This window comes from Leifsonia araucanica, assembly GCF_051161895.1.
Taxonomy (GTDB): Bacteria; Actinomycetota; Actinomycetes; order Actinomycetales; family Microbacteriaceae; genus Leifsonia.
Map to the genome: position 1 here is coordinate 2,580,413 of NZ_JBMBTW010000002.1, position 15,565 is coordinate 2,595,977.

Genomic DNA, 15,565 nt, shown 5'->3' on the forward strand with positions numbered 1-15,565 from the left:
CCGTGAACGTCCGCTCCCAACGAAGCGGCCGCCTCCCCGTCCTCGCGGGCATCGCTGTGGTGGCGATCAGCGTCCTCGCCGTGATCCACCTGGGCCAGGGCACCGCATCCATCGACCCGTCGGCGCTCTGGAGGGCGCTGACGGGGTCGGGCGCAGGCACAGTGGATGCGCAGGCCGACGCCGTGCTCATCAGCTCGCGGCTGCCCCGGCTCGTGGTGGGCCTGGTCGTCGGCTGCGCGCTCGGCGCATCCGGTGCCGCCCTGCAGTCGGTCTCGCGCAACGTGCTCGCATCGCCGGACACGCTGGCGGTGAACGCGGGAGCGTACCTGGCGGTGGTCTCCGTCGCGGCGTTCGGCATCGCGCTGCCCGCCCTCCCCGCCGGCGGGGCGGCGTTCCTCGGCGGCCTGATCGCCGCCGGGATCGTGCTCGGCCTGTCGCGCGCCGGGGCGGGCCCGATCCGGCTGGTGCTCGCCGGGTCGGCGCTGACGCTTGCGTTCAGCGGGGTCAGCGGGATGCTGCTGCTCCTGCGCCAGCAGCAGACCACCGGACTGTTCGCCTGGGGCAACGGCTCGCTCGCCCAGATCGGGATGCAGGGCGTGCAGCAGCTGGCGCCGGTCGCGCTGGTCGCACTGGCCGGGCTCCTGGTGCTCGGGCGCCGGCTCGACATCCTCTCCATCGGCGACGACGGCGCTGCTGCGGTGGGCATCAGTCCGCGTCTCACGCGCAGCATCGCCGTCGTCCTGTCCGTGCTGCTCGCCGCGGTCGCTGTGACCCTCGCCGGTCCGATCGGGTTCGTGGGGCTGTGCGCTCCCGCGATCGTGCGGCTGGTCGCCACCCGCGTGCCCGGCCTGATGAAGCATTACGCGTTCATCCCGGCCTCCGCGGTGGCCGGCGTGATCGTGGTGCTCGGCTCCGACGTGCTGCTGCGCGCGGTGTTCGGGGCGCAGGCGAGCGTGGCCGTGCCGACGGGCATCGTCACCACGATCCTCGGCGCCGGCGTGCTGGTGTGGCTGGCGTACCGGTCGCGGGACACCAGCTCGAACACCGCATCCACCGCGTTCACCCGGCTGCGCAGCCGCAGGGCGTTCATCCTGACGCTGGTGATCTCGTCGGCCGCGCTGCTGGCCGCCATCGTCGCGGCGACACTGCTGGGGGATGCTCGGCTGCTGCTCGGCGACATCGCCAACTGGGCGACGGGTCAGGCCGGACGCGTGGTGACCTTCGTGCTCGACACCCGCCTGCCGCGCGTGGCCGCAGCGCTGCTGGCGGGGGCGGCGCTCGCGGTCGCCGGCGCCGTGGTGCAGGCGGTGTCGCGGAACCCGCTGGCCGAGCCCGGCATCCTGGGCGTGGTCGGCGGGGCGGGTGTCGGCGCCGTGGCAGTGGTGACCGCGATCCCGCTGGCGAGCTTCTGGCTGATCGGCTCGGCGGCGCTGGCCGGCGCGGTCGCGGCGGCGGCCGTCGTGTTCGGTCTCGCGGCCCGGCGCGGCCTCGAACAGAACAGGCTGGTGCTGATCGGCATCGGCGTCTCGGCGGGGACAACCTCGATCGTGAGCCTGCTCATCGTGCTCACCGATCCGTACAACGCGGCGAAGGCGCTGGTCTGGCTGTCCGGCTCGACATACGGGCGCACGTTCCCGCAGGTGCTCCCGGTGCTGATCGCGCTGGTCTGCGCACTGCCGATCCTCGCCGCGATGAGCCGCAGACTCGACCTGATAGGGCTGGATGCGGACACCCCGCGCCTGCTCGGCGTGCGCCTCGGCTCCACCCGGCTCGCCCTGCTGAGCATCGCGGTCGTGCTGACGGCCGCCTCCGTCGCCGCGGTCGGCGTGATCAGTTTCGTCGGGCTGGTCGCGCCGCACGCCGCCCGCGCCCTGGTCGGACAGCGACACGCGCGGGTGATCCCGGTCGCCGCGATCCTGGGGGCGCTGCTGGTGTGCGTGGCCGACACGGTCGGCCGCACGCTGATCGCGCCCGCGCAGATCCCAGTGGGGCTGGTGACGGCCGTGATCGGGGCGCCGTACTTCCTGTGGCTGCTGTGGCGGTCGCGGCGGGAAGCGTGAGGGGCGGGGGCCGCCTACTCTGTGGCCCTGAGGAGGTCGTCGGGCCAGCCGTTACCGGCGAAGTACGCGCATAAACGGGCGCGAACGTCTGCGTCGGTCACATCCGGGTCATTCAGCCATCGTCGCCGCGCCATAGCGATCAATGCGGCATCGGCAGCGGGTTGGAATGAGTCGATCGCATAGGCGAGGAACACCGGCAAGGCCTGCGCGTCCAGCAGGCCGCTCGCTAGCACTTCGTCGCGAAGGACAGCGTCCTCGGTGAGGAGCACATCCGCGTGTCCCCACAGCGCCGCGGCGACGACGTGCCGATCCTTTTCGTTCACTTGCAGTCGAATGTCGAGGTCGACTGCGCCCGGCCAGCTGATGGACGCCTCCGGAAATGCGCCGTCCATCGTCTCGAAAAGATGCTCGCGGTCTGCCGCGCTCATCGTCTCGGGGAGATGGCGCCCCACCTCTTCGAGCACAAGCGGACTCCAGAGAACGTCGTACAGACCGGTGGACGCGAGAGTGAGAACGATGTCGCGCCAACGCCCCCGGACCAGGACGTTGGCGTCAACGAAGACGCGGAACGGCACGCTAGAACGGGTCGCCGTCGTATCCGCCCGTGCGGGCAGTGAGTGCAGCGATCGCGTCCAGTTTCGTCTCTCGCTCCCGCTTGGCATCGTCTGCGTAGCGAGCAGCATCCGCGAGCGGCACCCGGCGATGTGTTCCACGATATTCGACGCCGAGCTTGCCTGCGTCAATGAGCTGGATCACGAAGGTGCGCGACACACCGAGGAAGTCTGCGACCTGCGATGTCGTGAGGAGCGTGCTGACCGATCCGATCACGACACTCTCGCCGTTGGCGAAGCGCCCGAGGACATCGCGGAACGCATCCATCACTTCGGCCGGGAGCGAGACCGACTGACCTTCGGCGACGAGGCGGGGCGCCGAGGATGGTTCCGCGAACAACGCGATCGCATCGCGCAGCTGGGAACGCACGGTCGTGTCCTCGACCGCATCCACTGCGTGCGGACTCAGTAGTGTCATCGTCTCCTCCTTGCCATCGTCAGCCTAACCGGTGTAAACGACATAAGCAACATAAGTGACATAAGTGACACCCTTGGCGCGCGGAACCGCCACCGCTCACCCCTCTAGCAGCCCCCGGATGTCGTCGGCGCTGAAGCTGGCATCGAACGCGCCGCCCGGGTCGTCCATCAGCGCTTCGAACAGGCGCGCCTTGCGCTCCTTCAGCGCCATCACCTTGTCTTCGATCGTCTCGTCCGCGATCATCCGGTAGACCATCACGTTCGAGCGCTGGCCGATGCGGTGGGTGCGATCGATCGCCTGCGACTCCGCCGCCGGGTTCCACCACGGGTCGAGCAGGAAGACGTAGTCGGCCTCCGTCAGGTTGAGGCCGAAGCCGCCCGCTTTCAGGCTGATCAGGAAGGCGGGGGCGTCGCCGTGGCGGAAGCCGTCGATCACCTCGGCGCGACGGCGCGTCGACCCGTCGAGGTAGCTGTACGCGGTGCCGCGCTCGTCGAGCCGCTGCGCCACCTTCCGCAGCAGGCTGGTGAACTGGCTGAAGATCAGCGCGCGGTGCCCACCGGCCACCACGTCGTCCAGCTCCTCCAGCAGCACGTCGATCTTCGCCGACGGGATGCTCGCATACTGTTCGTCGACGATGGAGGCGTCGAGCGCCAGCATCCGCAGAAGCGTCAGCGAGCGGAACACGATGAACCGGTTGCGGTCGAGGTCGTCGACCAGGCCGAGGATCTTCTGGCGCTCGCGCTGCAGCACGAGGTCGTAGAGCTTGCGGTGGCGGGGCGCCAGCTCGACGCGCAGCACCTGCTCCTGCTTCGGCGGCAGCTCGGACGCGACCGCCTCCTTGGTGCGGCGCAGCATGAGCGGGCGCACCCGTTGCCGCAGCCGCAGCAGCAGGTCCGGCCGGTCTCCGGCGGCGAGCGGCTTGAGGTATCGGTCGGTGAACGCCGAGCGGGGAGGCAGCAGCCCGGGCGAGACCACCCGGAAGATCGACCACACGTCGAGCAGGTCGTTCTCCATCGGGGTGCCGGTGATCGCCAGCTTGAAGGGCACCCGCAGGTCTTTCGCGGCGTCGTGCGCCTTGGAGGTGCGGTTCTTGATGAGCTGCGCCTCGTCGAGCACGAGCCCCGCCCATCCGGTGGCGTGATAGCGGGCGATGTCGAGCCGGAACAGCGCGTACGAGGTGACGACCACGTCCGCCCCGTCTGCGATGTCGCTGAGCGGGCGGCGGCTCTTCGCCTGGGTGGCGGTGACGGCGCGCACGGTGAGCCCTGGCGTGAACCGGGCGGCCTCGCTCACCCAGTTGGGCACGACGGAGGTGGGCGCGACCACGAGGAAGGGCGGAGCATCCGGGCGCCTGCTGCGGGCGTGGGCGATCATGGCGAGCGTCTGCAGGGTCTTGCCGAGCCCCATGTCGTCGGCGAGGACACCGCCGAGCCCGTGCTCCCAGAGGAACGCCAGCCAGCGGAACCCGTCGACCTGATACGGCCGCAGGGTGGCGGTGACCGCATCCGGGACAGCCAGGTCGCCGGGCGACTCCCCGTCGCGGATGGCGCGCAGCCCGTCGGCGGTTCGGCGCCACGATTCGGCCTGGTGCGCCTCGTCGGCGAGCTCCACGAACTCGGACCAGAGGCTCGCCTGATACCGGCTGATCCTGAGTGAGCCCGGCTCCCACTCGTCCAGCGACTTCGCTTCGTCGATGAGCGCCCGGAGCCTGTCGAACACGGGCTGCTGCAACGACAGATAGGACTTGTCGACCAGCAGCAGCTTCGGTCGCCCCTGCGACAGGGCCGTGAAGAGCGGAGTGAACGGGATGGTGCGCCCCTCCACCGTGACGAGCACGCCCAGGTCGAACCAGTCGCGCTTGTCGGTCTCCACGGTGGTCACCACGAGTTTCGGCGTATCCACCAGCTCGCGGTAGTCCGGGCGCTCGCCGACGATGTCGACGCGCACATCCCTGCGCCGTTCGAGAGCCGGAAGGGTGGTGGCGGAGAACTCGGCAGCATCCAGGCCGGACAGCTCTGCCGGATGCGGCCGCCAGCCGAGCATGTCGGTGACCGCATCCGGCACGGGATGCGCGCCGAGCGGCTCCGCACCGGTTGCGGACACCCAGCCCCAGTCGAGTTCCAGCCTGTCGTTCGCGCCGAAGGTGGCCGTGAGCACGAGCACGGGCGGCAGCACCTGGGGGAACACGACGGAGGCGTCCGTGCTGGTCACGCTGACCAGGCTCTGCAACCGCGGGTAGTACTGCCCGAGGAATTCGTCGGTCTCATGCGCGGGCACGTCGATGGTGTCCCCGGCGGCGAGCAGGCGCCGCTGCTCGGCGGTGAGCGGGGCGGCAGCGCGCGCCAGGGTGAACCGCGGTTCCGGCTTCAGCGCCCACAGGTACACGCCGTGATCCCCGATGGCACCGACCGTCGATCCGGGATGCGCGGCGCCGTCCACCACGGCGACCGTTCGCAACCGCAGCCCGCCATCCGGAAGTTTCGTGGCGTCGACGGCCACGCGGGCGCCGTCGGTCACGAGCACCTCGGTCTCCCGCTTGCCGGTGACCAGGGCGACACCGACACGCTCCGCCTCGTCGAGCAGCGGCCAGAGCAGCGGACTGGCGAACTCGTCGACGAACAACCAGTCGGCCTCCCCCGGCACGTACACGTCGCGCCCGGCACGGTGCAGCGCGGCGAACTGCCCGAACCAGGCATGCTGCGCAGGATCGAGCGCGAGCCGGTTGAGCAGGTGCGGCAGGGCAGACCAGGTGAGCGACCCGCGCACCCAGTTGCCGGTGGCGCTGAGCATGACCGGGCGCACGCCGAGGCGGAGGAGGCGAGGGGTGGTTGTGGCGGTAGTGCCGGTAGTGGCTGTCGCGGCCGCCGCCGCCGCGGCCGCCGCCGCTGGGCGCGACTTGGGCGCATCCCATCGGCCGGTGGATGCGCGGGTCCGCTCCCGCAGCTCGAACTGCAGCCCCATGCGCGTCGCACCGGTGGCGGGTCGCGGGGCCGAGCGGGTGAGCCCGGAGACGCTCGCCTTCCACCCGGAGGAGGCAGGGGTGTCGGGCATGTCCTCAGCCTCTCACGGGCCGGTGACAGCTGCCGCCCCGCCCCCGTTCGCATCCAGCCACTCCAGCACGCGCGGAATCGCCTTGTCCGCCACCGTCCCGTGCGTCGCTCCGGGGATCCTGTCGTACGTGACCGCGGTGCCCTCCGCCTTCTCGCGCGCGACGAACGCATCCGTGGCCGACGGGCGCACCAGTTTGTCGGAGAGACCCTGCGCGACGAACAGCGGCACCGCGATCCGGGATGCGCCCGGCGTGTTCGCGGCGAGGAGACCGGACCACGGTTCCGTCGTCTCCGGGTCCGCAGAGAGGAACGCGCCGATCAGCGGCTTTGCGACCCTGTGGAGGGCCGAGTTCTGGGTGAGGAGGCAGAAGGTGTTCATGGTGGGCAGCGCATCCACTGCCGCCGGGGTCAGGATGCTCTGCAGCGGCTGGTCGTACACCGCCGCGTATGCCGCGAAGGCGTACGACGCGATGCTCACCCCGGAGACGTCGCCGATGTCTGCGCGCATGAGGCTGGCCAGGTCGGTGGCAGGGGCGGCGACCGCTGCCGCGCGCACGTCGAGGTCCGGCGCGTACGACGCGGCCAGCTGCGCGGCGAACAGCACGGCCTGGCCGCCCTGCGAATGGCCCCAGAGCACGACGCGGTCGCTCGCCTCGGGGCCGAGCACCGTCCGAGCCGCGCGGGCGGCGTCGAGCACGTTTCGTCCCTCGGTGTCGCCGACGAGATAGGAGTCGGGCCCCGGCACGCCCATCCCGGTGTAGTCGGTGTAGACCACGGCGTAGCCGCGGTCGAGGAGATCGGTGAGACCCTCGACGAAGACGTACGGGTCGAAGAAGCGGGACGGCGCGCACTTCTCCGCGCTGCCCGTGGTCGGGTGGCCCCAGGAGACGATCGAGCGTCCGCCCGCCGGCGCGGGCGTATCGGGAACGACGAGGAGGCCGCTGTTCACGACCGGTTTGCCGGCGAGGTCGGTGGAGCGGAACAGGATGCGCCAGGCCGCAGCACCGTCCGGCTGGCCGGGCGCCTGCTCGGTGGCGATCAGAGTGCCGGGGGCGCCACTCGGCAGCGGGGATGGGATCTTGTAGAAGTCGCCGACATAGGGCCTCGCGCCCAGGTCCTCCTCGATGCGCACGGGCTGGCTGGACGAGCATCCGGCCAGCACGGCCACCGCCGCCACCACCACGGCGACGGCCCCCAAGTGCAACGCTCGCCGGCTCACACCCCGACGCTACCGTTCCCTGCCGCCCCTCCCAAGCCATCGAGTCCGAACTTATGCACGCGACACGCCGAGGTGGGGCGTGAACAACTTCGGACTCGATTTTCGCGGGGTGGTGTCGGCGGTCGGTGGGAGGATGTGGGCGTGCTGGTTGATGAGCTGGTGAAGACGTCGGGTGCGGTTGCGGGCACGCGGTCGCGGCTGGCGAAAGTGGATGCGCTGGCCGCTCTGCTCGCGCAGCTCGCGCCGGAGGAGATCGCCCCGGCCGTCGGGCTGCTCGTCGGCAAGCCGCGCCAGGGAAGGGTCGGCGTCGGCTGGCGCGGGCTCTCGGCCGCCCTGGGCACCCCGGCCGCACAGCCCAGCCTCACCGTCGACGACCTGGATGCGCTGCTCGACCGCCTGGCCGCGCTGTCCGGTGCAGGATCGGCGGGCGACCGCACCCGCGAACTGCGCGAGTTCACCGAGCGCGCGACGGCGGAAGAACAGGACTTCATCGCCAGGGCGCTGCTCGGCGAGATGCGCACGGGCGCCCTGGAGGGCGTGCTCACCGACGCCATCGCGCGGGCGGCAGACCGGCCGGGCGACGCTGTGCGGCGCGCGGCGATGCTCACCGGCGATCTCGGCGAGACCGCCAGGCTCGCCATCACCGGCACGGCGGCCGAGCTCGACGAGGTCGGGCTGGTCCCCGGGCGTCCGGTGCAGCCGATGCTCGCCGCCACGGCCGCGAGCGCGTCGGCCGCGCTGGCGACGACGGGCGAGGCGTCGGTGGAGTTCAAGCTGGACGGTGCGCGCATCCAGGTGCACCGGGTGGGCGACGACGTGCGCGTCTTCACCAGGAACCTCGCCGACATCACCCGGCGCGTGCCCGAGGTCGTCGAGGTGGTGCGCGGGATGCCGGTGCACGACGTCATCCTCGACGGAGAGACGCTGTCGCTCGACGAGGACGGAGCGCCGCGGCCGTTCCAGGAGACGATGTCGCGCTTCGGGGCGGAGGCGGCGAGGGAGACGGTGCTGCACCCCTGGTTCTTCGACGTGCTCCACGTCGACGGCCGCGACCTGCTCGACGAGCCGCTCTCGACGCGCCTGGCCGAACTGCAGCGGATCGCGGGCAAGCACCGCATCCCGGGCGAGGTGACGGACGATCCGGCTGTCGCGGAGCGCGTGGCCCAGGATGCGCTGGCCGCCGGGCAGGAAGGCGTCGTCGTGAAGGCGATCGACTCTCCGTACGCGGCCGGGCGGCGCGGGTCGTCCTGGATCAAGGTCAAGCCGGTGCACACCTACGACCTGGTGGTGCTGGCCTGCGAGTGGGGCTCGGGACGCAGGCAGGGCTGGCTCTCGAACCTCCACCTCGGCGCGCTCGACCCGACCGGGGAGTTCGGCGAGCCGGGCGGGTTCGTGATGGTGGGCAAGACATTCAAGGGCCTCACCGACGAGCTGCTGCGCTGGCAGACGGAGCACTTCCAGCAGATCGAGACGCGCCGCACGGCGGGCACAGTGTGGGTGACGCCGACGACGGTGGTCGAGATCGCGATCGACGGCGTGCAGCGTTCGAGCCGCTACCCGGGCGGGATCGCTCTGCGGTTCGCGCGCGTGAAGCGGTATCGCAACGACAAGGACGCGGCGGAGGCCGACACGATCCAGACGCTGCGGGGGCTGCTGCGGGAGTAGGAGGTAGGTGTGCGGGCGCGGTGCGCCAATCGCTGCGCGCGATAGTCTGCGACGATGCTCCGCCTTCAGAACGTCACCTATCTCGTCCGCGACCACGAGGAGGCACTCGCGTTCTTCGTGGACGCACTCGGCTTCGCGGTGCGTCAGGATGAGACCTTCGACGGCGGCTGGCGAAGAGTCGTGGTCGGCCCGGCAGACGGAGGCACGGGATTCGTACTCGCCCTGCACCCGGATGCGTCCGCCCTCGGCAGCCAGGCGGACGGCGATGTCGCGTTCTTCCTGGAGACCGACGACTTCGCTGCGCAGCACGAACGGATGGTCGCGCACGGCGTGCGCTTCCGCGAAGAACCCCGGCACGAGAGCTACGGAACGGTCGCTGTATTCGAGGACCTGTACGGGATGCCGTGGGACCTCATCCAGCCGCCGAGGGCGCGAGCCTAGAAGTCCTCGCGGCCCTCCGCATCCACATCCAGTGTCTTCTCGTCCTCCGCCCAGGCGGCGAGCGCGAGGTCGAGTTGCCGCCGCAGCCAGTCCGGTGGCAGCGGGCCCTCCGCGTCGAGGGCGGCGAGGCGGCGTGCGCGCTCGACCGATGAACCGGTGAGGTCGTCCATGATCGTTCCCTTCCGTCACCGATCATCCTCCTCGGGATGCGCGACGGGAACAGGCGGATGCCGGATGAAAGAGCCCTCTTGCCACGGGTAGAGCCGCGAGTCTATCCTCAGTTGCGAAGAGGGGATGCCATGAGAGGCGACACCAGGTAGTCCGGCCATGAGTCGGAGCACGGGGAAGCTCGACTCGCCACGCCGCACACGCGGCGCGCTCTCACTGGTGCGTTCCGTCGCCATCGCCGGGGTCGCTCTCCTCGGACTGGGCGTCCTGGGCACCGGTCCAGCACTCGCCCTTCCGGGAAGTCCTGGCGTGCCGGAAGCGCCCGCGACCAACGTGTTCTTCGAGAACTTCCAGAACCAGGTCGCCACGAACGGCATCCGGATCGGGCAATACACCGGCGGGGCGGCGGCGAACACCTCCACCTACGTGGCGAGCCCGAACTGGGCGCCGGCCGGCGACCAGTGCAACGGCTGGGTGCTGCGGTCGAGCACGCCACGCAACGCCACCGTGACGGGCATCGACTCCGGATGCGACGTCACGGCCTGGGGGTACCTGCAGGGCATGGCGACTGCGATCGGCCTCTACCGGGGTGAGCCTCTCGCGACAGCGCAGACCAACCAGATCCTGTCCGCGTACACGAACGGCGGGTCGAATCCCGGGCCGGGCGTCCAGGTGCAGACGGCGAAGCCGATCACCGGGACCATCGTTCCCGGGCACTTCTACCTGATCAGTGCGATCTACGGTGCGGCGAACTGCGTGTCGGAGGGCCCCACCCTGAACAGGCAGGATCCGAGCCTCAGCTTCAACCTCATCCAGAATCAGACGGGGAGCGGCCCGCCACCGGGGACGGGCACCGGCACGGTGACCACTCTCGCGTCCGGCCTGAACCCGTGCACCGACGCCCACACGCGCGTCATCACGACCGGCGGCCGCACCTTCCACGTTGCGCAGCTGAACTCGGCGGGCTTCCGCATGCCTGCCGGTGTCACGTCGCTCGGCGTCCAGCTCTACAACGCCGCAGGCGCGTTCCGTGGCAATGACTCCGGGTTCGACGATCCGACGATCGTGGATGCGACCCCGCAGCTGGACAAGGTCTTCTCGCCATCGACACTGCCGGCCGGGCAGAGCAGCACGCTGACGTTCACGATCACGAACACCGACGAGCTCTCCGCGAAGAACGGCTGGTCGTTCACGGACACGCTGCCCGCCGGGCTCCGGTTCTCCGGGGCGCCGGCGACCGACTGCCCCGCCGGGGTGGCGACCGTGACGGGCACGTCGGTCAGCGGGAGCGGGAACCTCGACGCTGGGATGGCGTCCTGCACCGTCACCGTTCCCGTCACGTCGGACACGACGGGCACCTTCACCAACGGGCCGAGCAACATCGGGCCGCTCGACGGCCTCCTCGAGCCCGGGACCAGCACGGTCGTGTTCACCGAGCCCGATCAGCCGGCCATCTCGCTCATCAAGTCCACCGACCTCACCGCCCCGACGCAGTACGTCGTCGGACGCGTCGTCACGTATTCGTTCCTCGTGACGAACACGGGCAATGTCCCGCTGACCGCCGTCTCGGTGGCGGAGACCGCCTTCAGCGGGTCGGGGACGCCGCCCGTCGCCTCGTGTCCGGCCACCACGCTCGCGGCCGGGGACTCCGTCACCTGCACGGGCACGTACACGATCACCCAGGCGGACGTGAATGCGGGGAGCGTCACGAACACGGCCGTCGCGACGGGAACGCCGCCCACCGGGCCACCGGTGACCGCCACCTCCGACGCCCTCATCTCGGGAAGCGAGGCGCCGTCGCTCGACCTCGTCAAGACGGCGAACGCGAGCGGGGTGAGCTCCCCCGCCGCGGTGGGCGACTCCGTCTCGTACACGGTCACCGTCACGAACACCGGCAACGTGACGCTGCTCGGCGTCACCGTCACCGACACGCTCCTCGGCGCCGGTCTCGCCCTGGCGTGGCCGGGCACGCCCGGCACCCTGGCGCCCGGCGAATCGGTCGTCGGCACGGGCACGCACGCGGTGACGCAGGCCGAGATCGACGTCGGCCACGTCGACAACACGGCGACCGCCGCCGGCTCAACGGCAGGCGGCACCGACGTCACCGCCGGGCCGCAGAGCACGGTCACCCCGCTGCCGCCCGGCCCGCACCTGACGCTGCAGAAGAGCGCATCGGCGGCCCTCTCCACGCCGGCGGCCGTCGGGGACCTGATCACCTACAGTTTCACGATCACGAACGACGGCAACCTCACCCTGCACGCCGTCTCGTTCACCGACCGCCTGCCTGGCCTGTCGGTGCCGACGTACACCTGGCCCGGTCCAGCCGGTGAGCTCGCCCCCGGCGGCGTCGCCACCGCGACGGCGACGTACCCGATCACGCAGGCGGACATCGACGCCGGACAGGTGCTCAACTCCGCCATCGCCACAGGCACGACACCGGCGGGAGCGGAGACGCCGTCCGATCCGGCCGGCACCGTGACGCCCATCCCGAACGTGTCGCTACTCGGCCTGACGAAGTCGGCTGACGCATCCGGTATTCAGAACCCGACGCAGCCGGGCGACCCCATCGTCTACACGTTCGTGGTGACCAACACGGGCAACACGACGCTCGCAGGCGTCACGATCGCAGACCAACTCGCGGGCCTCGGACCGTTCACCTTCACCTGGCCTGGTGCTGACGGCGAGCTCGCCCCCGGGCAGCAGGCCACCGCCATCGCGACGTATGCGGTGACCAGTGCCGACATCGCAGCCGGGCAGGTCGTGAACAGTGCCGTCGCATCCGGGACGGCACCGGACAGCAGCACGGTCGACTCGCCACCGGCGGGCACGACCACCCCGCTCGGCGCTGTGGCCGCACTCTCGCTCGTGAAATCGGTGGCACCGAACGGTCCGGCCGAATTCGTGGTCGGCCAGGTCGTCACGTACACGTTCGTGGTGACAAACACCGGCAACGTTCCGGTTGGCGCTGTCTCCATCACGGAGACCGCCTTCTCGGGGAGCGGCACTCTGCCGCCCGCGGTCTGCCCGCCGACGGTGCTCGCCCCGGGGAGCCAGCTCGTCTGCACCACGACGTACACGCTCACCCAGGCAGACATCGACGCCGGTGAGGTGACCAACACGGCGACGGCCTCGGGATCCGCGCCTGACGCGAGCACGGTGACCTCCAACGAGTCCGGCACGATCATCCCGGCCGACCCGGCGCCCGCCCTCACGCTCGTGAAGGCAGCGGACCTGACGGAGGTGACGGACGCCGGCCAGACCGTGAACTACACGTACACACTGACCAACGCCGGCAACGTCACCCTCACCGCCTTCACGGTGACCGAGACGATCTTCACCGGGGTCGGGACACCTCCCGCGCCGACCTGCCCGGCCGACCCTGCCAGCCTGGCACCGGGGCAGAGCGTCGTCTGCACGGCGACGTACGAGGTGGATGCGGCAGACCTCACCGGGCAGCCGATCGTCAACACCGCGACGGCCACCGCCGACCCGCCCGGCGGACAGAGCGTGACCACGCCGCCGTCGAGTGCGTCGGTGGACACGGTGGTTCCCACGACGCCGACGCCGACTCCGACGCCGCCTGGCCCGGGGCCGGGGCCGTCGGGTGGAGGGTCGGGCCCGCTGGCCGGGACAGGGTCCGTGCTGCCGATCGCGGGGATCGTGATCGGGGCGCTGCTGGTGGCGGCCGGAGCGGTGCTGCTGGTGGTGCGGTGGCGGCGGAGGGCCGCGCGGCGGTAGCAGTGGTTGGCTTCGGCGGTGCGCGGCGTCGCTGGGGTGAGGCGGGGTGAGGTGAGGTGAGGTGAGCCGTGCTACCCGATCCGCCGGGCCAGCACGGCACCCGCTTCTCGCGCCCAGCGTTGCGGGTCGGCGATGGCGGCGTCTGCGCTTCCCGCGAGTTCGGTGAGGGACACGGCGGCCGCGAACGCGTCGGTGGGCGCCTGGATCGCGCCCGCGGCGAGCAGGGCCGGGGCACCCGCATCCCGTGCCAGGTGCGACACGTAGGCGGGAACCTTGCCCGCGGCCGACTGGCTGTCGAAGCGGCCCTCGCCGGTGATCACGACGTCGGCGGTCGCCACCAGGGCGGGGAGCCCGAGGGCGTCGCCCACCGCCGCGGATCCGGGAGCGAGTGAGGCGCCCCAGGCCAGTAGGCCGTAGCCGGTGCCGCCCGCCGCGCCCGCGCCCGGGGTGGTGGCCCGGAGCTGCCTGCCGCCACGCTCAGCACCCGGCGCCGCCGCCCGCACCCGGCCGCCGCCGAGCACGCGCGCCAGCCGCGCGAGCCCCGACTCCATCCCGGCCGCCTGCTCCGGGGTCGCGCCCTTCTGCGGGCCGAACACCGCCGCGGCGCCCGTCGGGCCGAGCAGCGGGTTGGTGACGTCGCTCAGGATGCGCACCCCGCCGGGCGGCAGCGGCGGCAGTCCACTGAGGTCGGCCTTGGCGAGCGAGCCGAGGCCGCGGTTGCCCAGGCGGATGGGGCGGCCCGTCGGGTCGGTGAAGTGTGCGCCGAGGGCGGCGAGGGCTCCGACGCCGCCGTCCGTGGAGGAGCTGCCGCCGATCGCCAGGAGGAGTCCGGTCGCGCCGGAGGCCAGGGCTGCCGCGATCGCCTGTCCGAAACCGTAGGTGTGCGCGTCGAGCGGGGCGAGCGTCGGCATCAGGGCGAGGCCGCTCGTCTCGGCGAGTTCGACGACCGCCGTGCCGTCCGGCAGGGACAGCCAGGACGCATCCACGTCGGCGCCCGCCGGACCGAGCACCGTGATGGGGTGCCTGACCGAGCCGGGGACGGCGACCTCGAACGCGTCGAGGGTGCCCTCGCCGCCGTCGGCCATCGGGGCGAGGACGAGCCTGTCGTCGGTGCGCACCGAGGACCAGCCGGATGCGAGGGCCTCGGCGACGGCGTTGGCGGTCGCCGAGCCCTTGAACGAGTCCGGCGCGACGACGACGGTGTACGGCATCCCCCTACAGTGGCACGCCGACGCCCTCGATCAGCTCAGGCGGCCGAACGGAAGTAGTACCCGGCGGCGAGATCGTCCAGCAGTCCAGGATGCGTCGGCGTCCAGCCGAGGAGTTCCTGCGTCAGCGCACTCGACGCGGGGACGTCGGCGCCGAAGAACTGTCCGAGCCAGCCGAAGTGCTCCGGCGCGTCCTCCGCCGGGATGGAGACGACGGGCAGGCCGAGTCCCTGCCCGATGGCCGTCGCGATGTCACGGGTCGGCACGCCCTCCTGGGCGACCGCGTGCACGACGCTGCCCGCCGGGGCGCCGTCGAGCGCGAGGCGCACCAGGTGGGCGGCGTCGAGCCGGTGGACGGCGGGCCAGCGGTTGGCGCCGTCGCCGATGTAGGCGGCGACGCCGGTGCGGCGGGCGATGTCGACGAGCGCCGCCGTGAAGCCGTGGTCGCCGTCGCCGTGGACGGTCGGCGCGAAGCGCAGGCTGACCGGGCGCACGCCGCGCTCCGCGTAACCGAAGGCGAGCGGCTCTGCTCCGCCGCGCGGGGCGTCCGGCCCGCTGTACGGCGACACGTCGCGCTCGGTCGCCAGGCGGCCGGGTGCGAGCAGGGCGACGCCGGAGGCGAACAGGAACGGACGGTCGGAACCTTCGAGTTCGCCGGCGAGGGTCTCGATGGCGGCGCGCTCCGTGCGCCCAGCGCCCTGGTAGTCGGAGAAGTCGTGCTTGAACGCCAGGTGGATGACCCCATCCGACTCCGCTGCGCCCGCCTTCAGCGACGCCAGGTCGTCGAGGCTGCCGCGGTGGGCCTGGGCGCCGACCGCTTCGAGCGCGGCGGCCGATGCGTCGGACCGGGCGAGGCCGACGACCGTGTGGCCGGCGGAGAGGAGTTCTGGGACGACGGCGGAGCCGATCCAGCCGGATGCTCCCGTGACGAATACGCGCATGTGACGCCTACTTCCTTTGATGTCAGTAACTGTCATCAGGCTAGCA

At 71.5% G+C, this 15,565-nt stretch carries 11 protein-coding genes; 4 read left to right on the plus strand and 7 right to left on the minus strand.

Going from position 1 to position 15,565, the window contains the following annotated elements; all coding sequences use genetic code 11:
- Positions 1-2: 2 nt before the first annotated feature.
- Positions 3-2,060, plus strand: a complete 2,058-nt coding sequence (locus ACN6M5_RS12410; protein WP_434950243.1) for an iron ABC transporter permease — start codon at positions 3-5, stop codon at positions 2,058-2,060.
- A 14-nt stretch (positions 2,061-2,074) separates the two neighbouring features.
- Here ACN6M5_RS12410 and ACN6M5_RS12415 read toward each other — a convergent pair whose 3' ends face one another.
- The 4 genes from ACN6M5_RS12415 to ACN6M5_RS12430 all read right to left on the minus strand — a co-directional run bounded on the left by ACN6M5_RS12415 (position 2,075) and on the right by ACN6M5_RS12430 (position 7,358).
- The gene (locus ACN6M5_RS12415; RefSeq protein WP_434950245.1) at positions 2,075-2,635 is read right to left on the minus strand and encodes a PIN domain-containing protein; all 561 of its coding nucleotides are present in this window, start codon (positions 2,633-2,635) and stop codon (positions 2,075-2,077) included.
- 1 nt (position 2,636) lies between these two features.
- Positions 2,637-3,089 (minus strand): helix-turn-helix domain-containing protein, encoded by a 453-nt coding sequence (locus ACN6M5_RS12420; RefSeq protein ID WP_434950247.1) that lies wholly within the window; start codon positions 3,087-3,089, stop codon positions 2,637-2,639.
- Positions 3,090-3,185: 96 nt separating this feature from the next.
- Positions 3,186-6,140, minus strand: a complete 2,955-nt coding sequence (locus ACN6M5_RS12425; protein ID WP_434950249.1) for a DEAD/DEAH box helicase — start codon at positions 6,138-6,140, stop codon at positions 3,186-3,188.
- Positions 6,141-6,152: 12 nt separating this feature from the next.
- The gene (locus ACN6M5_RS12430) at positions 6,153-7,358 is read right to left on the minus strand and encodes an alpha/beta fold hydrolase (RefSeq protein ID WP_434950251.1); all 1,206 of its coding nucleotides are present in this window, start codon (positions 7,356-7,358) and stop codon (positions 6,153-6,155) included.
- Between the two features lie 141 nt (positions 7,359-7,499).
- Here ACN6M5_RS12430 and ACN6M5_RS12435 point away from each other — a divergent pair, with 141 nt between their 5' ends.
- Complete coding sequence (locus ACN6M5_RS12435) at positions 7,500-9,023, plus strand: ATP-dependent DNA ligase (protein ID WP_434950253.1); 1,524 nt, start codon at positions 7,500-7,502, stop codon at positions 9,021-9,023.
- A gap of 54 nt (positions 9,024-9,077) precedes the next feature.
- A complete protein-coding gene (locus ACN6M5_RS12440) occupies positions 9,078-9,464 on the plus strand; it encodes a VOC family protein (protein ID WP_434950256.1) in 387 nt (128 codons plus the stop codon).
- Here ACN6M5_RS12440 and ACN6M5_RS12445 read toward each other — a convergent pair.
- On the minus strand, positions 9,461-9,634 hold the full coding sequence (locus ACN6M5_RS12445) for a hypothetical protein (RefSeq protein WP_168690547.1): 174 nt from the start codon (positions 9,632-9,634) through the stop codon (positions 9,461-9,463). The genes ACN6M5_RS12440 and ACN6M5_RS12445 overlap by 4 nt on opposite strands.
- A gap of 157 nt (positions 9,635-9,791) precedes the next feature.
- Between ACN6M5_RS12445 and ACN6M5_RS12450 the strand changes: the two genes are divergently transcribed.
- Positions 9,792-13,370: a CLIPPER-2 domain-containing protein gene (locus ACN6M5_RS12450; protein WP_434950259.1), complete on the plus strand. Its 3,579-nt coding sequence runs from the start codon at positions 9,792-9,794 to the stop codon at positions 13,368-13,370.
- Between the two features lie 71 nt (positions 13,371-13,441).
- Here ACN6M5_RS12450 and ACN6M5_RS12455 read toward each other — a convergent pair whose 3' ends face one another.
- Both ACN6M5_RS12455 and ACN6M5_RS12460 read right to left on the minus strand, forming a co-directional pair.
- Entirely contained in the window at positions 13,442-14,581 is a 1,140-nt protein-coding gene (locus ACN6M5_RS12455) for a glycerate kinase (RefSeq protein WP_434950261.1), read from the minus strand.
- 35 nt (positions 14,582-14,616) lie between these two features.
- Positions 14,617-15,519 carry an SDR family oxidoreductase gene (locus ACN6M5_RS12460; RefSeq protein ID WP_434950262.1) on the minus strand — a complete coding sequence of 301 codons (903 nt, stop codon included), beginning with the start codon at positions 15,517-15,519 and terminating at the stop codon, positions 14,617-14,619.
- Positions 15,520-15,565 lie beyond the last annotated feature (46 nt).